This window comes from Paenibacillus polymyxa, assembly GCF_001719045.1.
Classification (GTDB): domain Bacteria; phylum Bacillota; class Bacilli; order Paenibacillales; family Paenibacillaceae; genus Paenibacillus; species Paenibacillus polymyxa_B.
Genome location: NZ_CP015423.1, coordinates 4198563 through 4220012, shown reverse-complemented (window position 1 = coordinate 4220012; position 21450 = coordinate 4198563). Strand labels below are relative to the sequence as shown.

Genomic DNA, 21450 nt, shown 5'->3' with positions numbered 1-21450 from the left:
CCCCTCCAACGAATGACGAACTGTCCGCCCAGATCAATCTGAATCAGTTCAATCCACAGAGAAAACGGTACACGATCAGGCTATGCATTAGTAGTCGTATATTTGGATCAGACGCCTGTTCAGGGCGGGGGTGGCGAAGTTTCGCCATAGCCGTCTTTATTAACTCAATATTGAGATATTCAGCCGCTCGTAAATCATGACACATCAGTTGAAGCTCCCCCATAAACGTATCCCAGCAAGGAAGCATACGATGTAGCCAATCGGCAGGCTGCACGCCGCGTACCCGCTGGTTCAACCGAACATCATCAGGTAGATGATCACGCATGGCTTTACGAATGAGGGCACGATCCCGACCGTTTTGCACATACTGCTCAAAAGGCACCGATAAGCAAAAACGAATTACCCGGCTGTCCCCGGTCGGATCACGTTCCCATAGGCCATAACGTAGTGAAAGTTTGGTCGCAACCACACCATTTTTGTTGGCAATCGCCAAATTTGAGAACTTCTCTTTTCTCGTCTGATCGGCATTTTTTATCCAACCTGTTCCGCTCAATGCAGGAATATCTTCTACATGCATCCGTTTGGCAAATTCCGGGTGAATCAGGGGAGGAACGGGACTTCGATTGCTACGCCGCAACCATGAATGAGATTCAAGTGAAGTCGCTTTTCTCAACATTACGGGGAGTAGATGTGACATGCGCCTGCCCGTAAGCTTGCTGTACCGCCACAATCCCTGAAAGGATTGCAACCAGTGCAAACGACGAAACTGCCGGGCATAATAGTCTAGTGCAGGGCCCCACGATACGGTAAAGTTGCCTCGTGCCCCGGTCAACAGTACACCGACATTGTGCTCCTGTGCTTTTTCGTAAAAACCTCTGATCCAGAAGGAGTTTTCAAAATATTTGTAGGGTGCTTCCATGAGTTCCAGCCAAATATCAATTTCTGAAAACGGACTTTTCCCCTCAAAATCCATATAATTCTCGTGAATGTTGCCCACATAGCGAGCCGTAGACTGAATATAGCTTCGTTCGTTCGCCAGCAATGTAGGCGGTGTCCAGTCTGTAAAATCTTGAACAGGAACATAGCTGTAGGCATGCAGCGGCTTTTGTTGCAAGTGCAGTGATGGCGCGGCAAAGCTGGCAACCGCTCCAGAATCCAGCCCTCCGCTTAAGGCAGCCCCTACAGCGCGATGCGTCCGTAGTCGGGCAGTGACCGCCTGTGTGAACACCTCGCGGAAAGCTTCTATGTACTCGCCCCCTGTTTTGAGCCGCAGTGTCTCTACCTCATCCAGACATGCATATTTATGAAGGGTTCGCTTTCCCTCCTCCATAGTGAACCAATGTGCAGGGGGAAGCTGGTTGATATGCTTGTATGCGGTCGTTCCGATATCGACGGATTCCTGCATGGTGCGGATGGACAAAAATTCGGCCAGCCATGGCTCATACAATTCTTTTCGCAGAGAGGACAGGGCCAAAAGCGGAGCGACTACCGTGCTAAACGCGAATCCTCGGTCATGCTGGTAGATGTACAACGTACGATTGCCTGTCATATCTCGAGCACCATATAATCGATGTTCCTTGGCATCCCAAATAACAAAGACAAAATCACCTATCAGATAACCGGCTGCATCCACTCCCCATTTGTCATATGCCAGCAAAATCAGCTCGCTGTCCGTGATATCTTGTCGCCGTTCCTGCTCAACTCCCAGCCGTTCAAACAACTCGGAACGATTGTCAATAATTGCATCCGCTGTGATTGCCAAATCTCTTAGCTCATCATAGAAGGGAAGACGCTCATGAACAGATTCCGGGGTCACATGCTGGGCATGACAACCCAAAAAAATAGAGCCTTCACACCAAGCGCATACGCGGTCAGCGGGATATTTTCGCAGAGCTTGCATCATTTTCCCGCCTTCTTCGGTGCATACGGACTCATGCCCAAAGCTATAGATTCCGGCAATCGCACTCACGTTCTTCCCCCTTTTTCTTTTCCTATACTTGATAACACTACAGACGCCAAGCGCCCGAGCTTACGGGCAAAGAGGCTGCGATATCGGAGACCTTGATTTGGGCGTTGATAGCTTTGGAGCTGAGCGATAAGACGGTTCCGCTCCTCATAGCTATGTGCCAACCTGTTTTCCAGGGATTGAATCCGCCGATCGTTCACGATCTGGTCCACATGCATCCTTGCCGGATCTTGAGATGCAGCATGACGGGTTGCATTTATCACGAGTTCTCTGTTATCTGCATCTTGTTCTTCCAGCATCCGATAAGCTGCCTTCCATTCAAAGCCGCTTTGCTGGAGGAATTGTTGTGTACGTCGACTCAGCAACTCTATATCCGGCTCATCCTCAAAGCGGACTCCAGTCATCTGCTCAGCCTGCTCCAGCTCTTCCGCGTAACCAAGCTGCTTAAACATGCGGGACCCAATGCTTCTGCAATACAGCTCAATTTCCGTTTTACTCAACAAGTGTTGCCAGCTATGTACCGAATCTTGATGCGCCTGCTCATGCTCTCCTACGAAGGGATCACCCGCTCCCATACTATAAAAAAGACTGGATTTGGGCGTATCCGCAAAGTCCCCGTACTTTTCCATCCCCAGCTCATACTTGATTCCCAGAAAATCGCACAGCTTCTCGATCTCCATCGTTGGATTGGATACGAGTTGTTCATACCTAAGCGGGTATGCAAGTGGATGAGGTGTAGCAAAATAATGAGCATAACGGAATAAACCAACCGTAATATCCGTCATTTTCATATTAAAATGCGGCCCCCCCAGTTCCTCCAGCAGTTGAAAACGTCCATGCCGTAGCTGATTAACCTTTTTGAATGAGGCCACAATGGCCAAAGGATTCCGGATAAGCCACAGCCTGCGGGCAGCAGGGAATAAACGGTCTATAAATTCTAAAACCGTATAGTAACGCGGGGATTTGTCGATAAGCATATCTGCTGTTGTTCCTTGAAGCAGACCATTATATATTTCAAGTGCATACGAACGGGAGGCCTGCTCCAATACGTCGGGGGGGACCATACCTTCAAAAAATTGCCGAAGTATCCCTGTTCCTCCATATGGCCGTGCATGTGACTGAGGAAGATCATATAAACTGAGCAGAAACCACATTTCCTGCGTGGCAAACAGGCGGGAATGGTTTTGCAAAATGGCGGTAAGCAGCGAGCTTCCACTCCGAGGGACACTTAACAGGAATACCAGCCCTCCGCCTTGCTTTTCAATCAAGCAAACTCCTCCTCTACCTCTGCTCAAGACACTTTGATAGATACATATCGTATTTTTATTATAAATTTATGATACATAGTGTATCTTGTCAATCCCTTTGATGGATAAATTCAGCACTTCACGTTCATGTTAAACCATATGTAGATCTATGAGCTCAACAATCAGCCTGTAAATAAAGATTTTGCTGTATATTAACCAAAGGAGGATAGCACTATGGGACAAGCTGTTAAAGGTACAATTACCATTGAAGGTCAGGAAATTCCTATCACAAACCCAGATAAACCGCTGTGGCCTGAAGCAGGCGTGACTAAGGCGCTATATCTTCGCAAGCTCGCGGTATTGGCTCCCTTCCTGCTCAAATATTGCCATCATCGTCTGCTGACCGTCATCCGCTGGCCACATGGGATTCACGGTGATTTTTTTTATCAAAAAAATGCCCCACGTCCTCGGCCAGACTATATTGAAACCGCTCTGCATGATGGTATTGAATATATCGTGCTCGGCAAATTGCCACAACTCCTCTGGCTTGGTAATCAGGCTGCGTTGGAATTCCACCCCTCTCTACATGAAGCGGGAAGCAAGCTGCCCTGTGAATGGATGATAGACCTTGATCCATCCAGAGAGGTGGAGCCACGTATTATGGAGGCCGCCTCTATTGTCGGAGAAGTACTGGCTTCGCTTGGTTTGGATTCCGTCCCCAAAACATCCGGGGCTACAGGTGTACAAATTATCGTTCCGATCCGTACAGGCATAACCTTCGATGAACTTCGCAGCATCGGGCTATTAGTCGGGCAGTTTGTGACAGAAAAGCACCCGCATCTGTTCACACTCGAACGGTTAAAGAAGGATCGTGGAACAGCCATCTATTTTGATTACTTGCAGCATTATCAGGGGAAAACTCTGGCCGCTCCTTATACCCCGCGGGCACGCCCTGGCGCTACGGTCTCCACTCCACTAACCTGGGAAGAGGTACGGCAAGATGTATCACCACTTGACTACCATTTGCTGAATATTGAGGAACGACTAAACCAGGTAGGCGACTTGATCGACAAGGTTCCTCCCCAGCCTGTAGAAGACGTCCTCAAGCATATGCGCACCAAGGCACACCGAACCTGATCCATGCTTGGAAGAACAAAAAAGGGGACGAACTCCGCAGCCATTAGGCTGAGAAATTGTCCCCTTGCGCTAGTGTATTCCTTTTTTCTTAAAGCGTCCGCCCTTCACATCGTGAATGTTACCGATCGCAACGAAAGCGTGCGGGTCCCAATCTTCAACGATGCTCTTCAGCTTCGCTTCCTCCAGTCGGGTAATGACGACGAAAATCACTTTCTTGCTTTCACCCGTAAAGCCGCCTTCACCTTCCAGATAAGTGACGCCCCGTCCAAGACGGTCTGTCAGGGCATCCCCGATATCACGGTATTTTTCACTAATAATCCAGACCGATTTGGACTGATCCAGACCTTCAATCGTAATATCAATCATTTTCATGGCGATATAATAAGCAATCATGGAGTACAGAGCATTCGGCCAACCGAACACAAAACCTGCACTTCCCAGAATGAAGATATTAACGAACAGTACGATCTCACCGACCGAAAAAGGAGTTTTTTCACTGACGAGAATAGCTACGATCTCTGTCCCATCCAGCGAGCCGCCGGACCGAATCACAAGACCCACCCCAACACCGAGAATAACGCCCCCAAAAATAGCGCCGAGCAGCGGTTCGCCAGGAGTCAATGCACTTACATTGTGAAGTAACGCGGTTCCGATGGACATAACGACGATACCGAATAATGTGGATAAAGCGAAGGTTTTACCGATTTGTTTGTAGCCGATAAGTAAAAATGGAAGGTTCAACAGGGTCAGGAAAATACCGAGCGGATAGCCAGTAATCTTGGAGGCCATGATGGAAATACCTGTAACGCCTCCGTCAATAACGCCGTTAGGAACCAGAAATATTTCCAATCCCACTGCCATCAAAGCTGCACCAACCACAATCATGGCTGCACGCTGAAACAGGCGTTTTACTTTGTTCTTCGGATTAGCTGGAATTTTGCTGATCTTGGTCAACTCTCCGGTCACATCTGTGATCTCAGACAGATTTTGGACTTCCTTGCTCACTACACTCATATATAAATCCCCCCGTTACAGTATGGTATATTGGACCGAAAAAGGGGCTGCTATCCGCAGTCCCCTCTCCTTTACCGCGCTTGTGTTATATGAATAGTATACCATAAAACTGCGATTTTGCGCAAAAAAGTTAGCAAAGAGCACATAAATCACAATAAAGTGGGATTATAGCGATAAAAACGTCGAAAATCGCCTTTAAAGGAGTGGAGAGAGCATGCGAGTTAGAATTTCAGCTGTTTTCTGAGATCGAGGCCGTCTGCGGAACACGTTCAAATCAATGCGTGAGGAGTTGGAAATGTCCTCTACAAAATCTGCCGAAAGCCGTTCCAGCGCTGAATTAGCAAAAACTACAGCGGTCAACTCAAAATTATAGAAAAAGCTGCGCATGTCCATATTGGCGGTCCCGACCGAGCCGAGTAAATCATCGACAATCACCACTTTGGCGTGAATAAATCCTTTTCGATATTGGTAGAACTCCACCCCTGTCTCCAACAATTCTTGCACATAGGATAAAGACGCCAGATGAACCAGCTTCGAATCAGATTGGTAGGGAATAATAATTTTCACATCTACGCCACTGACTGCTGCCAGCTTGAGCGCCTCATGAATCCCCGGATCGGGAATAAAATACGGCGTCGTAATCCAAATCCGCTTTTTGGCAACCGTGAGCGCACCAAAACACATTTCCTGAATCGTATCCCATACCTGATCGGGACCACTGCTCAAAATCTGTACTTCCTCATCCCCGGTGCAGGTATGTGGAGGAAATAAATTCACATCCATCAATCTCTCCCCTGAGGCCAGCTTCCAGTCGCTAAGAAATGCATTTTGCAGAAAATAGACGCTATCTCCTTCAATCTGCAAATGCGTATCCCTCCAAAATCCCACTTTGGGGTATTTTCCGAGATAATCGTCGCCTATGTTAATCCCACCCACAAATCCAATCATGCCGTCCACCACCACGATTTTCCTGTGATTGCGATAGTTAATCCGGCGATCCAACGTGGCGAAAAACGGAGGTAGAAAATAATGAAATTCCACTCCCGCCTCACTACAGGTACGAATAAAGGAATAAGGCAAATTATAGCTTCCTACACCGTCCACAACGAATCGTACCTTTACTCCCTCACGTGCCTTGCGGATCATGACCTCTTGAAACTTTCTTCCGATTTCATCGGCCCGAAATATGTAAAACTCCACATGGATATGATGCTGTGCATGTTCCATCGCTGTCAGCATAGCCTCGAAGGTTTCCTCCCCGTTCGTCAGCACACGTGTGCGATTACATCCAGTCAACGGGTTTTCCGACATGCGAATTAACTGGTTAAACAGCCGCTCCTGATGCTTGAAATGAGGATTATGCATTTGCTCCACATGTTCAATCACTTTGGATTGCGCCCACAGACGCTCGCGAAATTCACGAAACAGCTGTGATCCCCCTTTTCGGACCATTTTGCGCTTCTGATAATCCTGTGCAACAAAGTAGTACACGACAAAGCCAATGAGCGGGAAGCAAAACAAAATAAAGAGCCAGGCTACCGCTTTGGACGGCTTGCGAAATTCAAAGAGCAGGATCGTCCCGGTCTGAAAAATAAAAACAATTAAAACCAACAGCAACCACAGCATTTCTAAGCCTCCTTATATATCTTAGGATTTTGCAAAATCCTCATCTACGTTTTATACTAAGCTCCAATTTTTTTGACATGTTTGCCTCTTAAGCTGAATAGATAGTAACCAAGCACTATAGGAGCGATGTCCGGAAAGGAGCGATTATGAAAAAAGGAAGCCTAAATCGCCGGATGACCCTGCTTGTTATTCGGGATGCACAGCAACCGCCCAAGCAGCTACAATGCTCTACAGCCGCTGTCATTCTCGTCCCAACTCTTGTGATCGCGTCTATCTCTACACTCGTGATCGGGCTGCAAATCCGTTCTTCCCATATTATCTCCCAAATGGAAACGAATCTTGCTGTCCAGAGTTTGCAGATGGAGGTCACGGTAGCGGACAAGGATGCAGCCATTGGGCGACTACGGCAGGAAGTCATGGAGCTGACGAATCAAGCCACCAATATTCGTGAACGCCTTCAGCGCGTAACAGAGCTGGAACAACAAATGCAGCAATTCATTCGTAAACACGGAAACTCATCTGCCACAAGTAACCATAAAAAGACCATGACGCCGCTCTCCTGGGATGCTTCCGGCCATATTGGAGGTGAACTGATCGCAGTGCATGAAAATACTGCCCTCCTAACTCGCCAGGCAATGGATGATTTTCAGGAGATCGAATCTCTGTTGGACACGGTGGAACGTACGGTTCCCCGCTCTATTCAGCAAGCAAATGCCGTACAGCAGAATCTGGAGCGCAAACAAGCCGCACAGCTACTCCAGACCCGTAGGCTGGCTCTTGCCGAACAAGGGAATCCCTCCGTTTGGCCTGTAGGTTCACGGCGAATGACCTCCAGCTTCGGCTATCGCAGCGACCCTTTTACGGGTAGATCTGCCTTTCATTCAGGCGTGGACATTGCCGGACAAACCGGTGATCCAGTCTATGCAGCAGGAGCAGGTACCGTCTTGGAGGCTGCTTCTAGCGGAGCCCGCGGCAAGTGCATCATCATCCAGCATCCTGACGGACTCCAGAGCTGGTATATGCACCTGAGCGGCATGCAGGTGGCTCCGGGAGATCGTGTCCACAAAGGACAGACCATCGGTCTGTTAGGAAGTACCGGGAGAAGCACGGGACCTCATCTTCATTTTCAGATCGTCAAGCATAACCAACCTGTCGATCCATTACTGTATGTACAATGAGGACTTTTCAAAATCCTTACAATAAAAGATTGGGGGAAAACCATCATGTTCAAGGAATCCAAAAAAAAGCTCTCCGCCCCAGCTATGGATACACTGCTCGCTAATGGCACCAGCTTTGAAGGTACAGTTGAGGCAGAGGCCAATATTCGGATTGACGGTCATTTTCAGGGCGATATCCGCAGCACTCGTACTGTCGTCATTGGAGAATCTGCTGTGGTACGTTCGGACATCATCGCACAAGACGTCATTCTTGCCGGTAAGGTGTTCGGCAGCATTACTACAGAAGGACGACTGACCATTACGCCGACAGGTGAACTGTACGGAAATACGGCGACCGCTGCATTGGTCATATCTGAAGGCGGTGTACTGGACGGCACAAGTCAAATGAACCGAACAAAGGATGTAGAGTTGTCAACTTCTACGGATGAGTCAAACGACGAAACCCAATCTAGTTTCAGCAAAAACAGGGAGGACAGCCAAGCCGATCTGCAATCCGAAGCAGGATAAAATCAGTATACACTCCATTCATTCCATAATATCCTCCACTCTGCGTTCCAAAAATAATTGGTACACCTTACGTATGACAATTTTTCCGCACATATACAATGGAATCACCAAAATGATGCCCAGAATCCCGAGCAGGTCGCCACCAACCAACAGTAAAATAACGACTGTCAACGGATGAATATCCAGCTGCTTGCCAAAAACTATAGGTGACAGCCAATTATCCTGAATTTGCTGTGCAGCAATCACCACGACCAGCGACCAGAGCGCCATCGAAGGTGATTCGAGAAATCCAATAATAACTACAGGTATAGAAGCAGCCACTGCCCCCACATAGGGAATAAAATTAAGAAAAATCGAAATAACGGCGAGCAGCAAGGCATAAGGCAAACCTATAATTAAAAATCCAAGGAACATCATCACACCCAACGCGACATTGATCAGCACCCGACTCACGATAAAGCTGCTGAGCGCGCTATCGATATCTTCCATGACCTCCAACGCGTCTTTGTGATATTTTTTAGGAAAGAAGTTTAGCATTTTAGGGCCAAACTTGCTTCCTTCCTTCAGCATGTAATAGAGCAATATGGGAAAAGTAGCCAATACGATAAAAAAGTAGGATACGAACGATACCAGCTTTACCGAGTAATCAGACAGTGTCGAAAAAGCTTCGTTCAACGTATCTGACAGTTGTGACAGCGGGTCTTCACCCGGAGGCAGCACTTGTCTCAAGGATTGATTATGCCGCCATTGGCTCAATTGATCAACCAGACTTTTAATGAGCTTCGGCGCATTTTCAAATAAATTGGTTACCTGATCACGCAGCGTAGGCCACACACCCCATGAGAAAACAAACAATAACACTCCAATGACCAAATAAATCAGCAAGATGGAGATAGATCGTTTGATTTTTCTACGTTCCATTACATCTACAATCGGCCTCAATAAATAATAGAGGAAAAAAGATAGCATCAACGGTACAACCAGCAAGCTGACCAACGATACGAGAGGACTGAATATAAAGCTTACTTTGGTACCCAAGTAAATGATGAGTAATAGCATGACAATACCAGTAGTCAGACGAAAAAAACGATTATTTTGCAGCATATCATGCGGCCCCCCTCTGTTCTGTTCTCTCTACCTCTTTAAACGCAAAATGACCCTATTGATTGATTGTTGCTGAAAATAGATTACAATATACCCCTACGCTCAGAATGTGCAGCAAAAATAACATAGATACAGGATAAAATAGCGTAAAATGAATATTTTGCAAATTCCTGAAATAATAAAAAGGACGTCCAAATGCTAGGCATTTGAACGTCCTTTGTGTTACTCTATGGCACTTCCATTTAGGTCGAAACATCCCGTTTTACGAAAACCACCCAGGCAATGGCGATAAAAATCACATAATAGGCGGCCAGCACGGTGAGCGAAAAGGTTAGACTGGAACTTACTGTTCCCGGCGGCATATCTAGATATTTTTTCAGATCCATATGTGTAAATAGTACGTATTTGGTCCATTCATAACGATCTGTGCTGAACAAGCCAATAGAGTTATAGACTGTTTTGGTGAACATCATGAACAACGACAGCCCAATCGCCAAGGCACTGGAACGGAAAACTGCGGATAGCATAAATGCAAAGGCCATCGTCACGAATAAGGCGATATAGCTATACAAGAAGTTCAGCGTTACATAAGATATCGGATCACTGAACAGCGGAACAGAACCCGCTGGTGCATCTTTGGATAACATCAGCCATGAGGACAGCGTAACCATCAAGATCAAAATGATCGTTCCGAGCAAACTGAACAAAATCACGGATATATACTTGGACAACAATATTTTGCTGCGAGTCCAAGGTCGGATGAGTAACAACTTAATCGTTCCCCAAGTAAATTCACCAGCCACCGAATCAGCGGCTACAATGACCGTAAACGTCGTATTGAGGAAAAATGTAAACAACGTCGTCAACGCAATTCCATCCCACACACTGACCTGATCGGAAACCAGGGAAATCAGCATCGGAATCGCAGCCGTGATGACCGCCAGCAGACCCAGCATAATCCATGTGCGCACACGCAGGTAAATTTTCAGATTTTCGTTATGTACCAACTTGAAAAAATCAGCCAATGAACCCGCCTCCCGTCACTTCCAAAAATTGATCTTCCAGCGTACGGGCAATCGGGCGAATCGCATATACTTTAATTCCGTTTGCAGCCAGCAGGCTGTTCATCTCTGCGATCTGTTCCCGCTCCAAGTGAAGCAGCAGTTGATTGCCTTCGACGCGCCCTGCTCCAGCAAGCGCATAAGCTTGCTCGGCATCATTTACCTCAAAAGCAATTTCTGCCGTCTGCACTTCCTCCCCTGTATTCTTCAGCTGCTTGATATCAACCAGCCGTCCGCTCTGAATAATGGCTACACGGTCGCACATCAGCTCCATCTCGGACAACAAATGGCTTGATACGAACACGGTAATTCCTTCCGTACGGGTCAATTGACGCAAATAATCTCGCAGTTCTCGAATACCCTGCGGGTCCAAGCCATTGGTCGGCTCGTCCAGCACGAGCAGCTTCGGTCGATGCAAAATTGCCTGAGCTACCCCAAGTCGCTGCCGCATCCCGAGCGAGTAGGTTTTTACTTTGTCATGAATTCGGTTTCCGAGTCCCACCAAACGAATCGCTTCATCCACGCGCTCTTGGGTCACCCCAGGAGACATTCGCGCAAAATGCTGCAAATTTTGATAGCCTGTCAAAAACTTGTACATCTCCGGGTTCTCAACAATCGCGCCGACATGGGAAACGGCCTTCTCAAAATCGGTATTAATGCTGTCTCCACAAATATGAATATCGCCCTTGCTGATCGAAATCAGGCCAACCATCATACGGATGGTAGTCGTTTTTCCCGCACCATTGGGTCCGAGGAAACCAAATACCTGGCCCGCCGGAACCTCCAGCGTCAGATCATCCACGATCGCTTTTGAGGAAATGATTTTACTCACACCCTCCATACGTATGACGGGAACCTGTCCTGTCGCTTGCTGCATACTATGAAACTCCTTCCACCCGGAGTGAAGCTGTTATCCATTTTACTTTACATTTCCGGTTTTGGAAGTATTGTACCATATTTAACCTTTTAGAAACACTACGCAACCTCTATTCCTTGTCCTTGTATATCCAAAGCACCCGCCATTTCTCATCTTCCTGTGTCACATAACAAGGCTGTACGATATCAAAATTACCGAATCGGGTCTTGTAATGCTGAGTGACCGTAATACGGTAAACCTTCCCTAACTCTTCTCCATTCGGATCGGTACGAATGTCATATTCAGCCTGCGGCTCCCCCAGTTCAAACGTAAACGTATCCGTCCCCATATCCTGCATAAAAACGTGCGCACGCTGCTGTACATACGTAGATTTCTCGAATTTCTTTTTCATTTGCGAATGAAAAAACTCCCATGATCCTCCGAAATTTCCCGATTGCTCCATAGTGTAGAACTCGTTCAGTGCTTCTGCCGCTTGATCGCCCTCGCCTGTAGACATCACCCCACGCAGACCCAACCACAGTAGCCATAACAATCCACATATGATGGCAAAATATAATAGCTTACGGACGAACGCCGAAGCCGCTCTCCTTCTAAACAGCACACATTGCCCCTCCTTCTGTTGGACTATACCGAATTCTCTACAGATGTATGTGGGACAAGCCTTGTTTAGAAGTCTTTAGAAGAAAATTACGGGTGACCTCCCAAATAGGGCACCCGTCTACATAAAGCTTACCTAAGGCGATATGGCCGTGGTAAGCATGTGCTTCTCCAGCACTCCATGGAGACGCTGGCGTTCCTGCTCCTCCACAATGTAATAATATACACCGTTGATTTTACGCCCCTGTCCCTTCAGTTCAACGGTATCCATCTGCTTGAGGGACGGACCGATCCGGGTCAGGAAAGTGGTCATATCGTCAAAGGTAATGTCTGTGCGAATCTGCTCCCCCGCTGCCTCCAGTATCGGCTTTACCCTCAACAGCCCTTCCTTGCTGATGGACTGGGCCAGAATTTGCTTGAGGAGCTCCCGCTGGCGGGCATTTCTTCCGAGATCCCCACGTGGATCATCGAATCGCATACGAGCGTAGGCCAACGCCTCAGCCCCGTTCAAGTTCAAATTACCCTGCGCAAAATGATGGCCCTCATATTGAAAATCAAGTGGATTATGAACCTCCACTCCCCCCATAAGGTCCACCATTTTCGCAAACCCTTCCATGTTCATCTGCACATAGTAATCTATCGGATGGTTCAAAAAATGCTCAACCGTACGAATCGACATATCCACGCCCCCAAAAGCAAAAGCGTGATTGATTTTGTCCTCACGCCCCTTGCCGATCAACTCTGTTCGCGTATCACGCGGAATGTTGAACATCAACATAGAGCCTTCGGCAGGGTTAACAGACAAAACGATCATCGTATCCGATCGTCCTGGATCGTGAGGCCGCCGATCTACGCCCAGCACCAGCACGGTGAACGGCTTGAACTGGGAGATGGCTGCCGGATTGGGTGTACTTGATCCCGTGTCTGTACCTACAGATCGCCCTGCTCCGCCCGTTGCAAGGGTAGAAACCGCCCCAGGCTGCACGATGCTGCGCGGATGATACATCGCATTCGCCGCTGTTTTAAAGGAATGATACACATAAGCGGTGTAGGCAGTAGCCCCTACGACCATTAACGCCGCAGCCCCCAATGTCACCTTCAGCCATCGTTTCATACGCAGCCTCCCCTTTACGGATTCACTACAGACTGATGACGATCTACATCCAGATTGTTCATCTGTGGCCTGCCGACAGAATAGTATGCAAAGGCGGATTGTCTGATTTGCTCTTCGCTGTACACATTGCGTCCGTCAATCATAATTGGATACTTCATAAGCTCATTCAGTTCACCCAACCCGATATCACCAAATTCTTCCCATTCCGTCAATAGACACAGTGCGTCACATCCCTCTGCCGCTTCTCGTGCGCTATCTGCCCACGTTACTTCCGAGCTGTCCAGCAGTTTGCGGAAGTTAGCCGTCGCGATCGGGTCATATGCACGAATTTGCGCCCCTGCCTCCAGCAGCGACTGCATGATATCCAGCGCCGGGGCATCTCTTACGTCATCTGTATTCGGTTTAAAGGCCAGTCCCCATATACCAATTGTAGCTCCCTCCAGATCACCCAGCGCCTCTTTCAGTTTACGAATCACGTTAAAACGTTGCCCCTGATTCACTTCCACCACAGATTTCAGCAGCTTGAATTCATAGTCCACGTTACCTGCAATTTGGATCAGAGCTTGTGTATCCTTGGGAAAACAGGAACCCCCATAGCCGATACCAGCAGACAAAAAGGAGGAACCGATCCGCTGATCCAGTCCCATACCGTGTGCCACGCGTGTAACGTCTGCGCCCACCTTTTCGCAAATATTTGCAATCTCATTAATAAACGAAATTTTGGTCGCCAAAAAAGCATTCGACGCGTACTTGATCATCTCCGCCGAACGGATATCCGTGGTTACGATATTTGTCGTCAGCGGCTCGTGCAGAGTAGTCAGCACAGCGGACACATGCGGATCGGAAGCTCCGATGATGATTCGATCTGGCTGTAGGGTGTCTATGACTGCTGAGCCTTCGCGTAAAAATTCAGGAACCGAAGCCACACCAAACGGATAATTTGTGCGGCTCGCAATCCAATTTTGAATACGTTCGTTCGTTCCGACAGGCACCGTGCTTTTGGTGACAATTACTTTGTAGCCATTCATGGCGTCTGCCACCTCGCAGGCGGCTTCTTCAATATAGGACAGGTTCGCTTCTCCGCCTGGCAGTGAAGGCGTGCCGACCGCCAAAATAACAATTTCGGCTGCCTCCACCGAAGCAGCCGTATCTGTTGTAAAGCTTAGTCGGCCTTGTTCTACATTATCTTTAATAAGAGCCTTTAATCCCGGTTCATAAATCGGCACCCCACCTGCACGCAGCTGATGAATTTTGTCCTCATTCTGATCTACGCAGACGACGGTATTCCCAAGTGCGGCAAAACAGACCCCCGACACTAGCCCGACATACCCTGCACCAATTACACATAACTTCAAAGCAACTCCCCCTTTTACATGCGGTCTTATTGCATCCGCTTTTACCGACTTCACTTCTCTATATCTCTTCCTGCAAGCCGATTATGATAAAGCGTAAGCCGTTTGTTTTGCCGATAAGATTTTAGAAAACGGTATACATACATCGGATTGTTATAGGCATACCTCTTCCATAATCGCTTCGGTTCGCAGATCAGACGATACAGCCACTCCAGCCCCAGCTTTTGTATCGCTAGTGGCGGTCTACGAACCTTTCCAGTGATATAGTCAAAGGCCGCCCCTACTCCAATCATCACGCCATGAATGCGGTCTTTGTTTCGATGCATCCATATTTCCTGCTTCGGGCAGCCTAAGCTGACGAATATGATATGCGCGCCGGACGCATTGATTTCATCAATGATCCGCTCCTCCTCATCTGGATGAAGCTCACGAAATGGTGGTGAAAAGCTGCCCGCGATGCGGATTCCAGGGTAATCCTGTTCTACTCTTTCTTTTAAGCTATCCAGCGTATCCGGCGTACTGCCGTAAAAATATATACTTACCTTCGTCTGTGGCGCACGTTCGCACAGCTTGAGCATCAGACTGGGACCATCTACCCGATCCTGACGCTCAAATCCGTACAGCTTGAGCGCCCATACCAACGGCATACCATCGGGAGTACACAAATCGGCTTGAGTGAGCGCTTCGTGGAACTCGGAATGATTCCCGGCTGTGACAATGGAATGCGTGTTGCAAATACAAACATAGCCGTCCTTTCGTTCGACTGCCCATTGTTCCAGCATGTGTACCGTCTCCTGAAACGTCAGTGCTGCAATATCTGCATCCGCAATCCTTCCGACTCTATATTGGGGCAGCTGCTTCATAATCACGCTCCTCCATCGCCTCGCTATATATCGCCATCAGCTGCTTCACATTCACTTCTTCCGTATAGCGTGCAGCGTAGTTTTCCGACACCTTCTGTCTCATAGCTGCATAGTTTTCATAAGCTACTGCACAGCGAATCACAGTCTTTATATTTTCCAAATCATCATGTTGAAAATGGAAACCCGTCACCCCGTCCTCCACGACTTCCTCCAGTGCACCGAGCCGGCTGCATAATACCGGAGTTCCAACAGAAAAAGACTCTACAATGGTCATGGGAAATCCTTCATACCAAATGGAAGGCACCATGACATACATGGCCCGGCTCATGCAATCCAGTACCGTGTCTCCATCCTGCTTACCGAGAAACCGAACATCTTCCTGCGGATAAGCAGCGGTCAATTCAGCCTTTTCCGGACCATCCCCAATGATGACCAGTCTCAATCCCCCCCGATCTTCCAACTGTGACCAAGCTTGCAGCAGATTGCGAACCCCTTTTTCAGCTGAAATCCGCCCCACGAACAATAAATAACGATCATTCGGGTCATACTGGGTTTTCACTGTTTTATGATGGACAAAATTCGGCTTTACCGCGATACGATCCAGTGGAATACCGCTTTCGGCAAATTTGTCCCGTGCAAATTCTGTCAGCGCAATATAGCGACTTACCTTGTGCTGCCATGTGCCGATCAGATCGTTGAACTTAATCATCGCCGCTACCGGAATCGTCTGAAGCTGTGAACCTCGATAGCATCCATGACGGATGGAATGCAGCAGCGTGCCGTGCAGACATTTTTCACAAACCTTATTCCCTCGCATAAAGGTTGCCGCCGGACAAATCAGCCTGTAATTATGCAGTGTCTGGACAACCGGAATCCCCAGCCGTTCACAAGCATGATAGACCGAAGGGGATATAACCGGGAAAAAATTATGCACATGTACCACATCCGGCTTCACCTGTAAAAGCAGCTTCTTGATTCTTTTGAATTCCGGCAGGGACCATGCCGCCTCTACCGCCAGCTTTGCCATGTTCGCTAGCCCTCTGCTTTGAATGCTGTCGTTGTGCACATAGTAATGCTCTGTCTCTATTCCTCTGGAACGCAGCATAGCTGATTCTTGCTCGACAACCTTGTCTTCTCCCCCGCTTTGCTGATAAAAGTTATGGATGATCAGCACCTTGCTCACAGGAGGGCTCATCTGTCTGCTGACCTGTTGGCTCACGTGGTTGCCCCTCTTTCCTGCGTTGATTGCATAGCGTGGTTCGAACTCGTAGGTTTGATCCCTTGATGGCTTACTATTTCATCCGCAATGCGATCCCACGACATACGCTCGACCGTAAGGAAGGCCTTCTCCGCCATACTTCGTCTCAGCTCAGCATTATCCAGCAAATCGCCTATTCGACCAGACCATTCCTCTTCTGAAAAGCTTCTCAGCATCACTCCGCTCACTCCGTCCTCAATCAAGGTAACCGAGCCCCCGTTTACCGAAGAGATAATCGGGACGCGAAACAGCATGCTTTCCAGCAGCACCATACCAAAAATATCGTATTGGGTCGGAAACAGCATCACATCCGCCGCTCCGTAAACCTGCCACAGATGACGTTGCTCCACTCTTGAAAAATGAATAATACTGTCCGTTATTCCCAGTTCATGAGCATATGTCCAATAGCGGTCTGTGTCCGCCTTCCGTCCATCCCCGACCATTAACAAAAGGCAGCTAGGATACTTTTGGAGTACCCTTTTGAACGTAGTCAGCATAAAACGTATATTTCTCCGTTCCTCCAATACACCAACATACAGTAGCACCGGACGATCTCCGATTCGACGCAGCTCATTCGCGACCTCACGGTTTTCCTCACGTTCTCCGCTTATGTCTTCACTGTTGTTACTGGTGCCACTATCGAATGCTCTCTCTACTTTACTGCGATCCAGTCCGACCCCAATCGTAACCACGTTGTCAAAACCTTTATTCTCCAAATAGCGCTTGGCAAGATCGGATTTGACATAGGTACGGCGTAGAGATTTTGCTACCCTCGGAAGCAGCATAATATCGTATAGTTTGCGGATCAGCGCGTGCGTGTTATCTCGGTATGGGCCGTGATACAACGCCAGCTTATCAGGACATTTGCGAGAAAGCAGATAGGTCATGATCTGGTTGTATTCTGTAGTAATGATTAGACCATAGGCATCCAGAAAAGAATCTTTGAGCACATCTCTGTAGATGCTGTTGCTTAAGAACTTAAACCCGTGGAGCCAGATAATACGCAAGGTGCATCCTTCGTGACGGTAGACCTGTTCCAGATGGGTTTCTTTACGATCGTTGTAGTAAACAATATCGCAATCATAGCCTTTTCGAACGAGTGCTTTGCCCAAACCGACTTCCTGTAAATTGTATGAGTCCCCGTTCACTTTGCTGGCAAAATTGCGGAGATACAATATTTTTTGAATCATCATCAGGGCTCCTGCCATTTCATATTGGGTGAGTTATGGAGCACGGAGGGTTCAGAGAACGCTGGACGTTCCATTTGATCTTCCGATCGCTGTTGCAGTGGGATTCCTGGATATATAAAACATTCCGAGGTAAGAATCCCACTGCAAAGGCGAACGCTAGCGCTTCTTCAGATTCAAATGGACCGCTCCGCTACTGACCGCCGGGTCTATAAAGTCACCTCATTTCAAAAAAGGGAATGCTGGGCATGAAGTGCCCCCCGCTGCGCGGAGAGCGAATGCGCGCTGGCGTTGACTTCGCGCTACCTTGTATACCGATCACATTAGCGATAAATGATTGAACAGCATAGAGCTACTACCACTGGGCTGACACAAGACCTTAACGATGGCTAGATTGTCGCCTGCTAAAAGATTGCTATCCACCAAACGGCTGTCACCCTGACAGAGAACGGTACAGAGCATTAATTTCGCTGGCATGCATGCCCGGCGAGAAGTTCGCGGCGATAAGGCGAAGCTATCGCCAGGCGGCTCTTACCTCCCCCACCCAATAGGCTGGGGGAAATTCTTTTTGGCGGCGGTGGGTAGCGGAGGGTAAGGATTTGAATCTGGAGAAGCGTCAGCGTTCGCCTTTGACGTGGGATTCCGCCCTCTGTAGGGCTTTATTCAAACAAAGGAATCCCACGTCAACAGCGATCGGAAGATCAAATCCGTCCCGAAGCGGCCTTCCATCCACAATAGTTGCTCCAGGATCAAACCCGCCCCGAAGCGGCCTTTCCCCTCCAACTTGAATGTTCACGCTGCCTTTCCTCCGTCATCTGCATATTAAAATGATCTGCCCCTTTGAGCTGGGCAGCTGCCATATCTGCCACTAGAGTCACACTCGATTCCATCGGCACAAAGCGGTATTTGTAGGCTGTAAGCCGATGATCCGTTTCGTGAAATAAAATATCCTGAGCGTAATTCCCCCATCGGTCCTTGGGCATCAAATCAATGGTCATGCTGGCATGCGCAGAGGGCAGCAGCATATTAGAGCCGTGGATACCGATTACTAATTGGCTGGCTGCGTATACCTCGCAGACCCGCAGCTCACTTTCTCGATCGAAGCGTGTGACACGCTCATCAGAAATCCATGCCGGGAAGCTCCCGGTACGCCCAAGTCCAGCGACTGTAAAACGATGATCTGGGAAGCTTTCTTTTAGCCTGCGGAACAGCCGTATGATTTTACTGCGCTGATGATAAATTAGTGGTTTTAGCCCACGTTTGAGCTGCGGAAATTTCTGTACCGCTCTTGCGATATGATGGCTGCCGCTCCACAAGCGATCTTCCCTCCATACGAAGGTAATGCGCGGCTCCGACTCACGCCCCTCGTCATAGCGGGAGACACCTGTAAACTGCTCAATATCAAACTGATTGGGATGTGAATATGCCGGGCTGACATACACCTCATCAAAACGCATCAGTTCCTCAATCATCCGATGATGTAGTACAGGATAAAAGTTACGTGCCCTGCTGAATGGCACATCAACCGTCCAAATTTCAGACACATATGCTGGCACCATCCACTCCAGCGACTTTTGCACAATAACGATAATTCCCAGGTCCGGGGATTGCTCGTATTCGCGTTGCACATTGAGCAGCTTGAGCAACGCATGACCATACAAATAATCCATAGTGTTGACGATGATTACACGTGTAGAAGCTTTCATTTTATGCACGGTCATGCCGACTGCTAAGTCATAGGAAGGATTCATCAACGATTGCCGCAAAGGCTCTCCGAGCCATTTTCTCGATTTCGCATCACCGGTCAGAATATAGTCAGGCATTTCTACACGATAAGGTGAATACGTGGCATGACCGACCCTCATGTCCTCGAGATATTCGCGTCCGCACCCCTCACACGCAGTACTGACACATACATGGATTCCCTGCCACAGCACCTCTCCACCACGTACCTTACCTCCACAATGCGGGCACTGTTCCTCATGCCGAACAAACGGTTTAATGGGTATCATGATTGTTCTCTCCAACTTTCGGTACTGTAATTTGAACACGCCAAAAGGTCAGGATGGACTTTATCATCCAACCCAAATTAGATTTAACTTCCTTAAACAGCAAATCTAATAGAAATACAGATATCGTAAAGGACAAGATCGTCGCCACTAACGACCCTCGCACACCAAGCAAAGGGATTAGCGCGTAATTGAAAGCGATATTCGTAACCGCCCCTACCACCGAGGTCAGCAGCGTGTATCTAAACAAATTTTCATTGGTAATAAACAAGCTTTTAGCAACACTGAAGTTGGTGAAAAACAGACGAATTGCAAACAGAGACAACAGCGAACCTGCTTCGGTAAATTCTCTCCCATACAGCACAACCACTACCCATTGCGATAGAAAAAATAAAGGTACCGAGGTCACAAGAAAGCATATAAACATCAGCCGATACACCTTGGACAATGTCTGTCTGTATTCGTCGCTTCCTTTCTGCTTGGAACGCGTCACCACCGGAGCATAAGCCGTCGTCAGAACGACCGGAATGAAGCCCAGCACTTCGATGAGTCGGAGTGCAACGGAGTATTGCCCGACCGCAGCATTCCCCAGCAGTTCACCGATAATGACTTGATCGATCCGTGCCTGTACATATACAGCGGAGGATGACAATATAAGCGGCCAGCTGTGATTCATGATTCGCCGAGCTGTGGTTAAGCGGAACGTCCATCGGTTCACACGTCGTCCTTCCTTATGGAAGAAATACAGCAGCAGCAGGCTTCCCAACAGAAACTCTCCATGAGCACACAACGCCACCAACCATATCGGAACACCGGACAACAAAAGAATGATTTTGATGGTGGAGCCGAGAACAAAAGCGGTATTCTTGGCAACGACCGTGTATTTGGACAACATCTGCGCACGAAACCAGTAGTCGATGATATCAAACAATTGAAATATCGAGGCCGTAGCCAGAATCAGATTGATCAACCGCACTGAACTATCTTCCGGTCTGAGCAGTGAAATGAAGGAATAGGACAGTACAATGGCTATCAGAGTACCTACCAATTTCAGCAGAACCGCCGTCCCCAATAGCTCATGCTCATCCTTGGGGTCTTTGACAAGATCGCGTACTAATATAGAATCAAAGCCAAGGGTCGTGAAAATCAGAAACATCCCGAAAAAGGATTCCGCATAATTCCACTTTCCCAGTTCCTCTGGTCCTAACACTCTCGCCATGATGATGCTGACTGCCAGGCCAAACACCATGCGAATCATTTTGTCACCGAACAGCCAGGATGTATTCACCAGCAAACTTCTGCGCGGTTTGGCGCGTTTTTTGACTAATGTCATAGGTTTTACTCCATCTTAAA

Annotated in this window: 18 protein-coding genes; 3 read left to right on the top strand and 15 right to left on the bottom strand. The window is 48.1% G+C overall.

The window, feature by feature from the left end:
* Positions 1-43 precede the first annotated feature (43 nt).
* Both AOU00_RS18860 and AOU00_RS18855 read right to left on the bottom strand, forming a co-directional pair.
* Positions 44-1969: an asparagine synthase-related protein gene (locus tag AOU00_RS18860; RefSeq protein ID WP_069291339.1), complete on the bottom strand. Its 1926-nt coding sequence runs from the start codon at positions 1967-1969 to the stop codon at positions 44-46.
* Positions 1966-3234, bottom strand: coding sequence for a sulfotransferase family protein (locus AOU00_RS18855; protein ID WP_155765249.1), 1269 nt, complete (start codon positions 3232-3234; stop codon positions 1966-1968). The genes AOU00_RS18860 and AOU00_RS18855 overlap by 4 nt, the downstream gene beginning before the upstream one ends.
* 213 nt (positions 3235-3447) lie before the next feature.
* Here AOU00_RS18855 and ligD point away from each other — a divergent pair, with 213 nt between their 5' ends.
* On the top strand, positions 3448-4350 hold the full coding sequence (gene ligD, locus AOU00_RS18850; protein WP_013309189.1) for a non-homologous end-joining DNA ligase: 903 nt from the start codon (positions 3448-3450) through the stop codon (positions 4348-4350).
* 69 nt (positions 4351-4419) lie between these two features.
* Here the strand turns inward: ligD and AOU00_RS18845 are convergent, their stop codons facing one another.
* A complete protein-coding gene (locus AOU00_RS18845; protein ID WP_081276708.1) occupies positions 4420-5364 on the bottom strand; it encodes a YitT family protein in 945 nt (314 codons plus the stop codon).
* A 195-nt stretch (positions 5365-5559) separates the two neighbouring features.
* A complete protein-coding gene (gene cls, locus AOU00_RS18840; RefSeq protein WP_069291338.1) occupies positions 5560-6990 on the bottom strand; it encodes a cardiolipin synthase in 1431 nt (476 codons plus the stop codon).
* A 146-nt stretch (positions 6991-7136) separates the two neighbouring features.
* On the opposite strand from cls, the gene AOU00_RS18835 reads away from it, so the two are divergent.
* Both AOU00_RS18835 and AOU00_RS18830 read left to right on the top strand, forming a co-directional pair.
* On the top strand, positions 7137-8168 hold the full coding sequence (locus AOU00_RS18835; protein WP_023987449.1) for a M23 family metallopeptidase: 1032 nt from the start codon (positions 7137-7139) through the stop codon (positions 8166-8168).
* A gap of 45 nt (positions 8169-8213) precedes the next feature.
* Complete coding sequence (locus tag AOU00_RS18830; RefSeq protein ID WP_061830256.1) at positions 8214-8675, top strand: bactofilin family protein; 462 nt, start codon at positions 8214-8216, stop codon at positions 8673-8675.
* An 18-nt stretch (positions 8676-8693) separates the two neighbouring features.
* Here AOU00_RS18830 and AOU00_RS18825 read toward each other — a convergent pair whose 3' ends face one another.
* From AOU00_RS18825 to AOU00_RS18775, 11 genes are all read right to left on the bottom strand, one after another.
* Positions 8694-9779, bottom strand: a complete 1086-nt coding sequence (locus tag AOU00_RS18825; protein WP_061830257.1) for an AI-2E family transporter — start codon at positions 9777-9779, stop codon at positions 8694-8696.
* Between the two features lie 242 nt (positions 9780-10021).
* Entirely contained in the window at positions 10022-10804 is a 783-nt protein-coding gene (locus AOU00_RS18820) for an ABC transporter permease (RefSeq protein WP_061830258.1), read from the bottom strand.
* Entirely contained in the window at positions 10797-11717 is a 921-nt protein-coding gene (locus AOU00_RS18815) for an ABC transporter ATP-binding protein (protein WP_069291337.1), read from the bottom strand. Before AOU00_RS18815 ends, AOU00_RS18820 begins: the two co-directional genes overlap by 8 nt.
* Before the next feature lie 109 nt (positions 11718-11826).
* Positions 11827-12318 (bottom strand): hypothetical protein, encoded by a 492-nt coding sequence (locus AOU00_RS18810; RefSeq protein ID WP_069291336.1) that lies wholly within the window; start codon positions 12316-12318, stop codon positions 11827-11829.
* A gap of 132 nt (positions 12319-12450) precedes the next feature.
* Positions 12451-13428 carry an LCP family glycopolymer transferase gene (locus tag AOU00_RS18805; protein ID WP_061830261.1) on the bottom strand — a complete coding sequence of 326 codons (978 nt, stop codon included), beginning with the start codon at positions 13426-13428 and terminating at the stop codon, positions 12451-12453.
* A 14-nt stretch (positions 13429-13442) separates the two neighbouring features.
* On the bottom strand, positions 13443-14783 hold the full coding sequence (locus tag AOU00_RS18800) for a UDP-glucose dehydrogenase family protein (protein WP_069292087.1): 1341 nt from the start codon (positions 14781-14783) through the stop codon (positions 13443-13445).
* A gap of 50 nt (positions 14784-14833) precedes the next feature.
* Positions 14834-15643 (bottom strand): WecB/TagA/CpsF family glycosyltransferase, encoded by an 810-nt coding sequence (locus AOU00_RS18795; RefSeq protein WP_028543099.1) that lies wholly within the window; start codon positions 15641-15643, stop codon positions 14834-14836.
* On the bottom strand, positions 15621-16862 hold the full coding sequence (locus AOU00_RS18790) for a glycosyltransferase family 4 protein (protein WP_069291335.1): 1242 nt from the start codon (positions 16860-16862) through the stop codon (positions 15621-15623). Before AOU00_RS18790 ends, AOU00_RS18795 begins: the two co-directional genes overlap by 23 nt.
* On the bottom strand, positions 16859-18091 hold the full coding sequence (locus tag AOU00_RS18785; RefSeq protein WP_069291334.1) for a glycosyltransferase family 4 protein: 1233 nt from the start codon (positions 18089-18091) through the stop codon (positions 16859-16861). Before AOU00_RS18785 ends, AOU00_RS18790 begins: the two co-directional genes overlap by 4 nt.
* A gap of 746 nt (positions 18092-18837) precedes the next feature.
* Positions 18838-20100, bottom strand: a complete 1263-nt coding sequence (locus AOU00_RS18780) for a hypothetical protein (protein WP_061830266.1) — start codon at positions 20098-20100, stop codon at positions 18838-18840.
* Positions 20087-21430 (bottom strand): flippase, encoded by a 1344-nt coding sequence (locus AOU00_RS18775; protein WP_069291333.1) that lies wholly within the window; start codon positions 21428-21430, stop codon positions 20087-20089. The genes AOU00_RS18780 and AOU00_RS18775 overlap by 14 nt, the downstream gene beginning before the upstream one ends.
* Positions 21431-21450: the final 20 nt, after the last annotated feature.